This is a genomic window from Sphingopyxis sp. YR583, assembly GCF_900108295.1.
In the GTDB taxonomy this organism is placed as follows: Bacteria; Pseudomonadota; Alphaproteobacteria; order Sphingomonadales; family Sphingomonadaceae; genus Sphingopyxis.
This window is the reverse complement of the sequence record NZ_FNWK01000001.1, coordinates 1,718,990-1,731,980: the sequence shown is the minus strand read 5'-3', so window position 1 is coordinate 1,731,980 and position 12,991 is coordinate 1,718,990. Positions and strand designations below refer to the sequence as shown.

General features: G+C 65.4%; 12 protein-coding genes. 3 read left to right on the top strand and 9 right to left on the bottom strand.

The window, feature by feature from the left end:
- The first annotated feature begins 79 nt into the window (after positions 1-79).
- Positions 80-1,042: a patatin-like phospholipase family protein gene (locus BLW56_RS08010; protein WP_093510020.1), complete on the top strand. Its 963-nt coding sequence runs from the start codon at positions 80-82 to the stop codon at positions 1,040-1,042.
- 172 nt (positions 1,043-1,214) lie between these two features.
- Here BLW56_RS08010 and BLW56_RS08005 read toward each other — a convergent pair whose 3' ends face one another.
- From BLW56_RS08005 to BLW56_RS07965, 9 genes are all read right to left on the bottom strand, one after another.
- Entirely contained in the window at positions 1,215-3,995 is a 2,781-nt protein-coding gene (locus tag BLW56_RS08005) for a carboxypeptidase-like regulatory domain-containing protein (protein ID WP_093510019.1), read from the bottom strand.
- Positions 3,996-4,026: 31 nt separating this feature from the next.
- Positions 4,027-4,851 carry a hypothetical protein gene (locus BLW56_RS08000; RefSeq protein ID WP_093510018.1) on the bottom strand — a complete coding sequence of 275 codons (825 nt, stop codon included), beginning with the start codon at positions 4,849-4,851 and terminating at the stop codon, positions 4,027-4,029.
- A gap of 190 nt (positions 4,852-5,041) precedes the next feature.
- Positions 5,042-5,539 carry a DUF4402 domain-containing protein gene (locus BLW56_RS07995; protein ID WP_093510017.1) on the bottom strand — a complete coding sequence of 166 codons (498 nt, stop codon included), beginning with the start codon at positions 5,537-5,539 and terminating at the stop codon, positions 5,042-5,044.
- Positions 5,540-5,823: 284 nt separating this feature from the next.
- Positions 5,824-6,795 (bottom strand): ParB/RepB/Spo0J family partition protein, encoded by a 972-nt coding sequence (locus tag BLW56_RS07990; RefSeq protein ID WP_093510016.1) that lies wholly within the window; start codon positions 6,793-6,795, stop codon positions 5,824-5,826.
- Positions 6,796-7,578, bottom strand: coding sequence for a ParA family protein (locus tag BLW56_RS07985; RefSeq protein ID WP_093510015.1), 783 nt, complete (start codon positions 7,576-7,578; stop codon positions 6,796-6,798).
- Positions 7,575-8,222 (bottom strand): 16S rRNA (guanine(527)-N(7))-methyltransferase RsmG, encoded by a 648-nt coding sequence (gene rsmG / locus BLW56_RS07980; protein WP_371262216.1) that lies wholly within the window; start codon positions 8,220-8,222, stop codon positions 7,575-7,577. Before rsmG ends, BLW56_RS07985 begins: the two co-directional genes overlap by 4 nt.
- Positions 8,219-10,087: a tRNA uridine-5-carboxymethylaminomethyl(34) synthesis enzyme MnmG gene (gene mnmG / locus BLW56_RS07975; protein WP_093510014.1), complete on the bottom strand. Its 1,869-nt coding sequence runs from the start codon at positions 10,085-10,087 to the stop codon at positions 8,219-8,221. The genes rsmG and mnmG overlap by 4 nt, the downstream gene beginning before the upstream one ends.
- Positions 10,088-10,162: 75 nt before the next feature.
- Positions 10,163-11,482, bottom strand: coding sequence for a tRNA uridine-5-carboxymethylaminomethyl(34) synthesis GTPase MnmE (gene mnmE / locus BLW56_RS07970; protein WP_093510013.1), 1,320 nt, complete (start codon positions 11,480-11,482; stop codon positions 10,163-10,165).
- An 8-nt stretch (positions 11,483-11,490) separates the two neighbouring features.
- Positions 11,491-11,787, bottom strand: coding sequence for a DUF6489 family protein (locus BLW56_RS07965; RefSeq protein ID WP_093510012.1), 297 nt, complete (start codon positions 11,785-11,787; stop codon positions 11,491-11,493).
- Between the two features lie 109 nt (positions 11,788-11,896).
- Here BLW56_RS07965 and BLW56_RS07960 point away from each other — a divergent pair, with 109 nt between their 5' ends.
- A complete protein-coding gene (locus BLW56_RS07960; protein ID WP_093510011.1) occupies positions 11,897-12,595 on the top strand; it encodes a dienelactone hydrolase family protein in 699 nt (232 codons plus the stop codon).
- Positions 12,592-12,990 (top strand): nuclear transport factor 2 family protein, encoded by a 399-nt coding sequence (locus tag BLW56_RS07955; RefSeq protein ID WP_093510010.1) that lies wholly within the window; start codon positions 12,592-12,594, stop codon positions 12,988-12,990. Before BLW56_RS07960 ends, BLW56_RS07955 begins: the two co-directional genes overlap by 4 nt.
- Position 12,991: the final 1 nt, after the last annotated feature.

The window sequence follows — 12,991 nt, the reverse complement described above, 5'->3', positions numbered from 1 at the left end:
AATTCTCGCGAAACCGCAGCTTCATGCCTTGGGGAGCCGCGGTTGTTGCTGTAAACTGCCACCAGCCAGGAGGCGCGATATGGCAGGCGGTTTGGCAATCGTATTGAGCGGAGGCGGCGCGAAAGGCGCGTTTCAGGTCGGCGTCGTCCACGAACTCGTCGTCAATCGCAGTGTGCGGCTCGACATCGTCGCCGGCGTCTCAACCGGCGCGATCCAGGCCCTGGGCGTCGCGCAGGACGATATCCCCGCCCTTCTCGACACATGGCTCGCGATCAAGGGCAACAGCTCGATCTACAAGGCGCGCCCGCTGGGCGTGGTCGGCGGCCTGCTCGGCGAGGATGCACTCTACGACACAGCACCGCTGAAACGCCTGCTCAAGGGCTTTGCAAACGACGCGAAATTGCGCGCGAGCGGGCGCAAGCTGCTCCTCGGCGTGGTCAATCTCGGCACCGGCACCTACCGCACGATCGACGAGAGCGTGCCAGGCATCCACAATTGGGTCTATGCAAGCTGCGCGATGCCGCTCTTCTTCGATCCCCTGAAGACGCGCGCAAGCGATGGGACCGAGGAACAATGGGTCGACGGGGGCGTGCGCGACGTGACACCGCTCAGTTCGGCGCTCGAAATGAACCCGCGGGGCGTAATCGCGGTGCGCGCGTCGCCCGCGCCGCGTCCGGGGACCGTGCGCACCTTTCCCAACCTGATCAAGATCGGGCTGCGCGCGGTCGATATCCTGCAGTCGGAAGTGTCGGCGAACGACCTCGCCGGCGCCGCGCTGATCAACGACCTGATCGCGGCGCGCGAAGGCCAGCTTCGCGCACTCCAGAACGAAGGCATCGGCGGCGCGCAGGCGGCGCGCATCCTCCGTCCGCTCGACGTCCAGATCGCACGCTACCGCTTCGCGCCGATCCGTATCATCGAGCCCGAAGAGGAAGTCGCCGAAACGCTCGAATTCAACCCCGCGAAAATCCGCGCCGCGATCGACGCCGGCCGCCGTGCCGTCGACCGCGAATGGGACGCGCTCGAGCCGTTGCTGAGCTGAGATTGAACGGCGGCCAGCGACCGGAAGCGGACGCTCGGCCTCCTACACTTCGTCATTCCCGTGAAAGCGGGAACCCAGCGATAGGCCAGCCGACGGCCGCTCTAGGTTCCCGCTTTCGCGGGAATGACGAAGATAGGAACGACAGCTCTCAACCCCAAAGCCGCCCTCGCATCTATCGCGCACCCCCACCCGGCGGTCCGCGAACAGCATTCGCGCCGTCGGCCGCCTCATCCTGCACGGCAACATCGCGCCGCAGCGGCTTCAGCGTCAATGTACCGAGCCTGACGCGCGGTGTTGCCTTGCCCGGCACCGCGCCGATCGCGAACTGCGCATCGAGCCGCAGCGCGGCGGCCGATGCCTTACCTAGCCGCACCGTATAGCGCCCATAGGCGACGCCCTCGAACAGGAAATAGCCGTCGAATTCGGTGATCGTCGTCGCACGCAGGCGCCCCTCGGCATCGACCAGTTCGACGCTCAGCCCCTCGACCGGGTTGCCGCCGTCGCGGCGCAAGACCCCCTCGATCTCGCCCGCCGCCGCCATCGGCAACAGCACGCGCGTCGCGACACCCGGACGCGGCGTGATCACGACACCCGGCAGCGCGGGCTGGACATAGGGGTCGGGCAAGCTGCCCGCGTCGATCCCGATCATCACGGGACGGAAAGGTTCGAGCCCGTCGATCGCGCCCAATCCCGCCTTGTCGGTCGCCGCGTCGATAAACGCATTGCCTGCGGTCAGCGGCACGTCGGGCAGCGCCGCTTCGCCGGGCTGGCGGATTCCGTCGCCATTTTCGTCCATCCACACTTCGGCGACCACCTGCCCCCTGCTGGCAAGCTTCTCGCTCGATACGCGCCAACCGCCGGCCGACTTCGGTCCAAAGCTGAACGCGAGCGCCAGCGACGCCGCGACCGATCCGTCGCTTGCAACCTCGCCGAATCCGGTCAGCTGCAACTTGTTGAAACGGCGCGTATATCCCAGCCCCGCTCGCGCGCGATCGAGCCCGCGATCATAGCCAAGCTCGGTGCGCCATTCGGCGTCGCCCCTCCCTGCCCATTCGCCGATCAAGGTCATGCGCGAATCGGCATTGGCGCCCGACAGCGCAAAACGCGCCTCGCCGCGGACGCGAACCCGCCCGATCCGGGCGTTGGCGAGCAGGCTGGCGGTCAGATTGTCGGGCGGATCGGGACCGACCGGGACTTTCGTGCGGCTCCAGTCGAGCTGGCCGGTAAAGGTCAGCGCACGAAAACTCGCCGACGCGCGCGCGCTGGCTTCCAGACTGTCGACCCCCGACCATCGTTCGACCTGCCGCACGTCGAAATGCAGCGGCAGCACCGTTCGCCCCAGCTTCACCGACTGGTCGACCGACACCGAATATATGCCGTTTATATTGTTGATCAGGCGATCCGAAACAAACCCGCCCCACCCGCGCATCGCATCGGCGCGCACATAGGTCTCGCCGAACGCCGCCAGCCAGCTCGCGCGCGCGGCAACGCCGCCCCCGCCTCCTCGCGAATTGTCGGCATAGCTGCCCCCGACTTCGAGCAAGGTCGGCCCGACCGAGCGGCGGAGCGCGATCTCGCCATAATTATAGCGGACATTTTCGATCAGCAGGCTGTGGAGATAGGCTGCGGCCGACGTGCGCGTATCGAGTCCGCGCTCGATTCCCATCGTCCCGCGCCATCCCCGACGGAACGCCCCGCGTCGCCGGCTCCCGAATTCGATCAGGTCGGCATTTTCCTGCGCGACCCCCGCCCAATACCAGGTCTGCTGCGGCGGGATCGAATCCATCCCCACCTGCACCTGCCGGATTTCGCGCCTGATCTGCCCCTGCGGCCCGTACAGCACGATCTCGAAGCGATTCGCGCCATATTGCAGCGGCACGTCGATAAACTCATATCGCCCGTCGCCGTTCGGGCTGGTGAAGGCAAGCAACTGTCCGTTGCGATACAGCTCGGCATCCCATCCGGCAGGCAGGTCGCCGCGAAAGGTCGTCTTGTCGAAGGCATCGGGCCGCTCGATCGGCCGATTGGTCAGAACCGCGCCGCGTCCGGGCGCCGAGGCCGCGACGATTCCCGTCGACAGCAAACCGACATCGCCGAGACCATAATGCGTCGCCTTCAACGGCCCGAGCAGCTGCCCCTGCGGATCGGTGCGATAGAGCCGCATCCGCAGGCTATCAGGCACCCCTTCATTGTCCGACGACAGACGCGCGTCGAAACTCTGGCCAAGCGCCTCGCCCGCCGCGAAAATCTCGTAACGCCCCTGGACATAGGATCCGCCGCGCTTGTCCGACACCACGCCCGCCGACGCGACGATATCGACCGATGGTGTCGCCCATGCCCGATACGGCCGCGCCGCCTGCGGCAGGCTTGCGAGGTCGAACGCGGCTTGCGGGCGGATCGACGCCGCGCGCGCGCGACGTTCGGCGGCCAGCTGGAACGGCAGCTTGTCCTTGGTATCGATCCGTAGCACCGCATTCGAAAGGTCCGCCGCGAGCGGCACGCCGAGCCACTGGTTCAGGCTGTCGAGGTCGACGCACCAGCCCGCGGACGTGTCGCGAATGGTCGTCGCGTCGAGGCGAAAGCTCTGGCTTCCCGCGCGCACTTCGCCGGCATCGCGATCGATCGTCAAGCTCCGCCGCTCGTCGAACACCCATCCGGTTGCGCGGCGCAACTTCTTGTCGACGCGCACCGCAAGGTCGAGCGCGAGCACGACATCGCCCAGATCGACACAAATCCCCTGCGGAGTCTGATAGCCGCGTACCCCGTCGCCAAGGCGATATTGTCCCGATCGCACGTCGAACAGCCAGCTATCGTCCTCATTGGGTGCCCAGCCGTCCCCCGCAATCGAAACGGGCCTTTTTTCCACGGCTTCGGCGCCGGCGGGAATCATTCCCACCAGCGCCAATCCGGCCAGTATCGCCGGTTTCCATCGGGAAAGCGCCGCGCGGATCATCGCTCCGCCCGCCTCGCTCCGTCCTACCCGATCATTTCACGACCCGCTCGGCATCGTCGATCGTGCCGCCGCCGATTTCGCGATCTTCGGTATAGCGAATGCGCACCGGCCCCTTCAGCTTCGCCGCCAGCTCGCCCGGAACGCGAAGTGACACCTTGCGCGCGCCGACCTCGGGATAGACCGCGATACCGCGTGCGACGAGCAAGGGCTCCGCAAGCCCCGGCCGCGTCACCTCGATATCGCCATAGACCGACCGGTTTCCCGTCCGCGAAAGGTCGAAATTGAACGCCGGCCCATCCTTCGTCTCGCTCACCCACGCCTCGCCGATCGACGCTTCGGCGCCCACCGCACCGACGCGCACGATCACCGGGATCGTGATCCCGTAGATCGGCGTCAGCGCGATCGACACGCCCTCGCTTGCGGGCTTGGGCGCAGCGGTCGCCGGCGCCGCATCGGGAACCGCACGGAACAGCATATGCGCGCGATATTCGCCCGGCGGCGTTCCTTCGGGCAAACGCACCCCGACGCGCACGACCTGCGGCTGGTTGGGCGGCAGGGTCACGCGGCGCGGACTGAACGCGATCATGTCGAGCGCCGCCCGCTCGGCGGGCGTGACATCCTCTTCGGCGATCTCATCGAGTCCGCCCTCGGCCGTCATCCGCTTGATCTCGAGACTGATGCGATAGGTCGCAGGCTCGCTGCCGATATTGTTGAGTACCACCTCGGTCCCGCGCGATCCGTCGAGGATGACGCGTGTCGGCGCGACGAGCAGGTCGCCAGCCGCCAGCGCGGACGATGCCGCGGTGCCGAGCGCAACCGCGGCGAGCAGGCCAAGGGCCTTCAGAAAGCGAAACATGGATACGATCCCCACAATCGTCCGGGAAACGGCCCCACACCGTCCCGATGGTCGCATCCTGCCTGCGCCAACATGGTTGATATTTCGCTAACCATCGTGGCGGTTTGCGTAAAAAAAGGGGTCGCCGGACCGATGCCGGCGACCCCATTTTAACGGCTGGCGGATCTCGGCCCGCCAGGCCCCCCAAAGCTTACTGGTAGTTCGCGGTAACGTTGAACGTACCCGAATAGTCGCCCGAAGCCTGATTGGCGCCGACGCTCAGCGTACCGCCGACCTGAAAGCTGCCGCCCGTCGGGCTCAGCGTGATGTTCGGCGACGAATAGGTCAGCGTCGACGTCATTGTGCCGCCGAGCGAACCGTTGAGCGTGACGGTCGAATCGCCGCCGACGAGCACCACGGCCCCGTTCGTGCCCTGAACGGTGTAATTGCCCGCCGTCGTCGTGCCCGTGCAGGTCAGACCCGCGCCGCAGGTCGCGGCACCAGCGGTCGACACAGCGACGGTCGAGGCGGTCGCACCGCTGATGATCGTCGCATATTGCAGGTCGCTGGTCTTGGTGAGCGTGATCTGGCGCAGGATCTTCGCCGTCGCCGTGCCCGTGGCCGACGCCGCTTGGGCCGCCGAGGCGTTCATGGCGAGAGCAGCAATCGCGGCGCCCAGAAGGGCGCGCTTCATTCCAAAGTTGCGCATATGATTTGGTCCCTTAGATTCCAAAAATCGGAAGTCGAAATTCGAATGGATATCCCACCCCATTCGCCGACCTCTTTAAGGGGCGACCTGTTCAGGCTTTGCCAGCAATATTGGTTAATGACGCGGTAAGCATTGGCCCGCGTTTCGACATTAAATATCTATATAACAATCACTTGATTGGATTTGCAGTGACGTGTGCGGCGCACGCACCGTCCTTTTCGGCCCGGACTGGTACAAATCGGGCGGGTCCAAACCAGCACCCGGCAGCCCATCTGAAAGATCAATCAGATCGATTCGCCCGACAACCGCTGGCAAATCATGTCGAGCTGATCGAGCGACGCGAATTTCAGCGTCAGCGCACCCTTGCCCTCGCCGGCATATTGGATTCCGACCCCGATGCCGAGCAGCTCGGACAGGTGGCGTTCGACCGCCACGATATCGGGATCGCGACCGACCTCGCCCGGTGGCCTCGAATCGCCCGATGTCTTGCGCGGCGCCTCGCCGCCCTTGTCGGCACGCACCAGCGCCTCGACCGCGCGGACCGACAGCCCTTCCTTTGCGACGCGGCGCGCGATCGCTTCGGCGTCGTCGACGCCGATCAACGCGCGCGCATGCCCCATCGCGAGCGACCCGTCGCCGACGAGCGCCTGCACGCTGTCGGGCAGGTCGAGCAGACGCATCAGGTTCGCAACATGGCTGCGCGACTTGCCCACCAGTCTCGCGAGCGCTTCCTGATTATGCCCGAAATCCTCGATCAGTCGGCGATAGGCGCTCGCCTCTTCGATCGCGTTGAGGTCTTGGCGCTGGATATTCTCGACGAGCGCAATCTCATAGGTCGCGGCGTCATCGAGTTCGCGCACAAGCGCAGGAATCTGGTGCAGGCCCGCACGCTGCGCCGCGCGCCAGCGCCGCTCGCCCGCGACGAGCTGGTAGCCGTCACCATCGGGCGAACGACGGACGATGATTGGCTGCAGCAATCCGCGCAGCCCGATCGAATCGGCCAGCTCGGCGATCGCATTCTCGTCGAAATGACGGCGCGGCTGACCGGGGAGCGGGCGAATCGTTCCGACTCCGACGTGCTGCACGGCATCGCCCGATACGGGCGCGGCGGCCTTTGCAGCGCCGCCCGGCGTCGCCAGCACCGGCGCTTCGACTGCAACATCGCCGAACAACGCGTTAAGGCCGCGCCCCAGCCCCGAGGGCCGCTTCCGCGCTGGTGTCGAATCAGATCCCGTTTCGTCTTTATTATCAGCCATTTATGCAGCCTTGCGAACGTTGGGAAGCCGGTCGATCAGTTCGCGCGCGAGCGCGATATAGGCCGCCGATCCGGCGCAGCGATGGTCATAGATCAGCGCCGGCAAGCCATGGCTCGGCGCTTCGGACAGGCGGACGTTCCGCGGGATCACCGTTTCGAACACCACGGGCCCCAATACCTCGCGAACATCGTCCGATACCTGATCGGTCAGCCGGTTACGGCGGTCGAACATCGTCAGCGCGACGCCGAGGATCGACAATTTCTGGTTGAAACGTTCGCGCACACGCTCGACCGTGGTGAGCAACTGGCTGAGCCCCTCGAGCGCGAAAAATTCGCATTGCAGCGGCACGATCAACGATTCGGCGGCGATCAGTGCGTTGAGCGTCAACATGCCCAGCGACGGCGGACAGTCGATCAGGCAAATGTCCCACTGCCCCGCCTCGGCGCTCGACAATGCCTGTTGCAGCCGGTGCAGCCGGTCCTGAAATTCGATCAGCTCGATCTCGGCGCCCGACAGGTCGACCGTCGCGGTGACGATATCGAGCCGCGGCACGGCGGTCGCGATCGCGCATTCCGCCAGCGTCGCATCGCCGCGCAGAAGTTCATAACTCGAACATTCGCGCTGCGACTGTTTGATGCCCAGCCCCGTCGACGCATTGCCCTGCGGATCGAGGTCGATGATCAGCGTGCGCCATCCGGTTGCCGCGAGCGCGGTCGCCAGATTGATCGCCGTTGTCGTCTTGCCGACCCCGCCCTTCTGGTTCGCCACGGCGATACGGATCATCGCTTTCCTCGCTGTTTTGCCCCGATCTGGCCCCGCCCCACCAGTATCTGGCTCTCGGCATCGGTGCGGCTCTGTTCCACGTGGAACATTCTCTGCCATGGCTGCGGCAGCAATGCCAGTTCCTTAACTGCGTTTCGACCTTTTGGCAGCAACCAGAGCGTCGATTCGGTGGAAAAACGGGCGGACAAGTCGATCAGCCTGTCGAGCGGAGCAAAGGCGCGCGCGCTGATCGTCGCGGCCGGCTGCGTCTCGACGCGTTCCAAAGGGGCCTCGACGACGTCGACATGCTTCAGATCGAGCTCGGCCACAACGGCGCGCAAGAAGTCGCAGCGCCGCTTGCGCGATTCGACGAGCATCATCGGCCGCGAACCGAGGATTGCGATGACCAGACCCGGCAACCCCGGTCCGCTGCCAAGGTCCATCCAAAGGCCTTCACCGTCGCGATCGAACGACAAAAGCTGCGCGCTATCGGCAATATGGCGCACCCAGATAGTCGGAATGGTCGACGCGGCGATCAGATTCTGTCGCGCATTTTCGGCGACGAGCATGTCCGCAAAACGGTCGAGCCTCGTCCACTGGTCGGGCGCAGACGCGAACGAGGCCTCGATCCAGGCTCGCGCGTCGGCTTCGCTATCGAGGATCACGCCGCACGCCGCCGGCTATGCACCATGATCGCGGTCAGCGCCGCGGGGGTCACCCCGTCGATCCGGCCCGCCTGCCCCAATGTCTCGGGGCGCGCCTTGGTCAACCGCTCGACCATTTCGCGCGACAATCCGCCGACCGCACCATAGTCGAGCGCCGGATCGAGGCTGATCGCCTCATTCGCCGCCAGTGCGCGAAGCTCGGAATCCTGACGCGCGATATAGGGTGCATAATGCGCATCCTCGGCAATCTCCGACAGGATCGCCGCGTCGATCGAATCGAGCTCGGGCGCGAGCAATGCAAGCCGCGCCATGGACATATCGGGGTAGCGCAGCAGGTCGATCCGCTTGCGCGCGATGCCGTCGCCCGGCAACGCAATGCCGACCGTGGCATAATCGGGAGTCGTCACCACGGCTTCGAGCAGTGCCTCTGCGCGGGCGCGTTCAACTTGCCGCACCGCGAACAACGCCGCGGTCGCGGGTCGGACGAGACCGAGTGCAATCCCCTTGGGCGTCAACCGCGTCGCGGCATTGTCGGCGCGCAGCCGCAGCCGATATTCGGCACGCGCGGTGAGCATTCGATAGGGTTCGGTCACACCCTGCAGCACTAGGTCGTCGACCATCACCCCGATATAGGATTCGCTGCGGTCGAGGATCAGCGGCTCGCGCCCCTGCACGCTCAGCGCAGCATTGGCGCCGGCGACGAGACCCTGCGCGGCGGCCTCTTCATATCCGGTTGTCCCGTTGATCTGCCCCGCGCACCACACGCCGGGCATCGCGCGGACCTGCAACGTCCGGTCGAGCGCGCGGGGATCGATATGATCATATTCGACCGCATAGCCCGGAACGACCATCTCGACCGCCTCTAGCCCATCCATCGTGCGCAGCATCGCGAGTTGCACATCGGCAGGAAGCGAGGTCGAAATTCCGTTCGGATAGACGAGGACGCTATCAAGCCCCTCGGGTTCGAGAAAGACCTGATGCCCGTCGCGATCGGCGAAGCGATGGATCTTGTCCTCGATCGACGGGCAATAGCGCGGTCCCGCGGCACCGATCGCACCAGTGAACAAGGGCGAGCGATCGAGATTCGCCGCGATGATCTTATGGCTTTCGGTATTGGTGCGCGTGATCGCGCAAAAAATCTGAGGCACCGTCCGCCCACTGTTCCACGTGGAACAGGTCCAGTTCGCCCCCTCGGCACTATCCGACGCCTGCTCGTCCAGCCGCCCCCAATCGATGGTCCGTCCGTCGAGACGCGGCGGTGTCCCGGTCTTCAGCCGCGCCATCGGCAGATCGGCACCGCGCAATTGGTCGGCGAGCCGGTGCGCCCCGGCTTCGCCGATGCGCCCGCCCTCCATTCGCTCCTCGCCCCGGAACAATTTTCCGCCAAGAAAAGTGCCCGTCGCGAGGACTATTGCGCGTGCGGCCAGCGCCGTTCTGTCGGAGAGATCGAGCCCCTCGACACCGCCGTCATCCGACAGCCGAAGCGCCGCGGCCTCACCAGCAATGACGCTGATCCCCGCTTCGGCCGCGAGTAGATTCTGGATCGCGTCGCGATAGAGTTTGCGGTCGGCCTGTATGCGCGGACCCTGCACCGCTGCGCCCTTCGACGCGTTGAGCATGCGATAATGAATCGCCGCGCTATCGGCAGCGCGCGCCATCCAACCGTCGAGCGCATCCACCTCGCGCATCAGATGGCCCTTGCCGAGCCCCCCGATCGCAGGGTTACAAGACATCGTCCCGATCAGCGCGGGGTCGAAACTGACCAGCGCAACGCGTGCGCCAAGCCGCGCCGCCGCGGCCGCGGCCTCGGTTCCGGCGTGCCCACCGCCAACGACGATGACATCGAAAATTGCTGGATCTTGCATGATTGCCGCGCCTTTAGCGTAAAGCGCGCATAGAATCCACCGCGCTGCGACCGATGCGATGTTTCACGTGGAACATCATTTTCCGATGCAGAAACGCCCGAACAAGGCATCGAGCATCTCTTCGACTCCCGCGCGCCCTGTGATGCGGTCGAGCGCCGTAGCGGCAAGCCTAAGCCGTTCTGCAAGCAGGATTAAGTCGTTCGCCTCGCGCGTGCCCGCAGCAATCGCCAACCAGTCGCGCGCTTCGGCCAGTGCCACGCGCTGGCGCTGGCGGAGCGCCGCCTCGCCTTCGCGCGGCAACAAGGTCCGCGCCATTTCAACGATATAGCGATGCAGCTTGTCCATCCCCTCGCCCGTCGCCGCCGACAGGGTCAGGTCGCAACCCGCCGCTTCGGCTTCGGCTGCCGCATCGCCGCGCCAGCGATCGGCCTGCGCCGCGATCAGGATCGTCCGCGGATGGTCGGGCGCTTCCTTCGTTTGCCCAAGCCACAACAATATATCGGCGCCTTCGACTGCCGCCCTTGCACGGTCGATTCCGATCGCCTCGATCACATCGGCGCCTTCACCGCGAATCCCGGCGGTATCCGAAAAACGCATCGCGATTCCGTCGAGCGCCAGCGGAGTCTCGATCACATCGCGCGTCGTTCCCTCGATCGGCGACACGATCGCGAGCTCGCGCTGCGCCAAGGCGTTGATCAAGGTAGATTTTCCGGCGTTCGGGGGCCCCGCGATCACCACCGACAACCCCTCGGCGATGACCTCCGCCGCCGGACGCGCCAGCCACGCACCCAACTCTTCCGCCAGCGCACCCATCACCCCAATCAGGCGCTGGGTCACGGCCTCGCCGACTTCGACATCATCCTCGTCGGCAAAATTCAGCTCGGCCTCCGCTCCCGCCATCAGCCCGAGCAACCGGTCCTGCCATTCCGCAACGGCGCGCGAGACATGCCCGCTTGCCATGCCGAGCGCCTGCACCCGCTGGCTCTCGGTCTCCGCCGCCAGCAGATCCGCGAGCCCCTCGGCTTCGGCCAGATCGATCCGGCCGTTATCGAACGCGCGCCGCGTAAACTCGCCCGCCACCGCCGGCCGCAGACCCGGCATCGCCGCAAGCGCCGCTTCGACCGCAGCGACAACCGCGCGTCCGCCATGCAAATGCAGTTCGGCCAAATCTTCGCCCGTTGCGGTCGCGGGACCGGGGAACCACAGGATCAGCGCGCGATCGAGCGGCACACCGCTCGCATCCTTGAGCGCGGCGAGCGAGGCATGACGCGGATCCGGCAATCGCCCTGCCAGCGCCTTCAGCGCCGGGCCCGCCATCGGCCCACTCACACGCACGACGCCGATCGCTGCCGGCGGCATCCCGCTCGACAGCGCAAAAATCGTATCGCTTACAATGGTTTCGTTCAGCTCTTGCGCCCCTTGGCGGACTTGTCGCCATCGTCGGCGCTACCCGATTTCGAAGCGCCGCCCATCAATCCGCCGCCAAACTGGCCGAGCAGCGACTGGACTAGCCCAAGGCCGCTTTCGCCCATCGGCACCCAGGTCTTGACCATCTGCTGGACCATGTCGGGAGTGATTCCCTTCGCCATCAATTCCTTGACGCGGTCGAGATAGATGTCGTGCAGCGGCTCGAGGTCGGGAAGCCCGAACAGGCGCCGTGCCTCTTCGGGGGTGCAATCGATCTCGATATTGAACTTCATCGCCTGTCTCCGCCCCGAAAAATGCCCGTTAGCCGCTTGAGCCCTGCCCGCGGCCCCGCTAGCTTCGCGCTTTCACAGCAAAGAAGCAAGAGACAGGAGAGCTCCCCACATGGCCGCGACCAACACCCAGATCCCGACGCTCGACGGCGCCGGCAATATCCCCGCCTATGTCGCCCGCCCCGACGCCGACAGCACGCGCGCGATCATCGTCATTCCCGAAATCTTCGGCGTCAACGAAGGCATCCGCAAGAAATGCGACGACTGGGCGGCCGAGGGCTATCTCGCGATCGCGCCCGACATCTTCTGGCGCTTCGCCCCGGGAGTCGAGCTCAGCCCCGATATCGAAGCCGAATTCCAGCAGGCGCTCGGATATTTCGGCCAATATGATGCCGACGACGGGGTCAAGGATATCGAGGCCGCGATTCACTGGCTGCGGAGCCAAGGCGCCGACAAGATCGGCTGCGTCGGCTTCTGCCTCGGCGGCCGCCTCGCCTATATGGCCGCAGCGCGCACCGACATCGATGCGTCGGTCGGCTATTATGGCGTGATGATCGACCAGATGCTGAACGAAAGCCACGCGATCGCCAACCCGCTGATGCTCCATATCCCGACCGAGGATCATTTCGTCGATCACGCCGCGCAAAAGAAAGTCCACGACGCGCTCGATCCGCATCCGAAGGTCACGCTCCACGACTATCCGGGCCTCGACCATGGCTTTGCCGCCACGATGGGCAACCGGCGCAACGAAGAAGGCGCGCAGCTCGCCGACGGTCGCACCCGCGCTTTCTTTGCCGAGCAACTCGCATGACCACGCATCCCGGTCTCGCCGCCTGGCACGCCTATATGGCGCGCGGCGGCGACCCGCAGGCGCTGCGCGACCTGCTCGCCGAAGATGCGGTGTTCCACTCGCCCGTCGTCCACACCCCGCAAGCAGGCCGCGACAAGGTTTTCGCCTATCTCCATGCGGCGAGCCACGTCCTCGGCGGCGACAATTTCCGCTATCTGCGCGAGATCGTCGATGGCGATCAGGCGATGCTCGAGTTCCAGAGCGAACTCGACGGCATCCAGATCAACGGCGTCGACATCATCACTTGGAACGACGACGGAAAGATAAGTGATTTCAAAGTGATGGTTCGCCCGCTCAAGGCGATCAACAAGGTCTGGGAAAAGATGGCGGCGATGCTAGCGGAACAGGCGGGCTGAT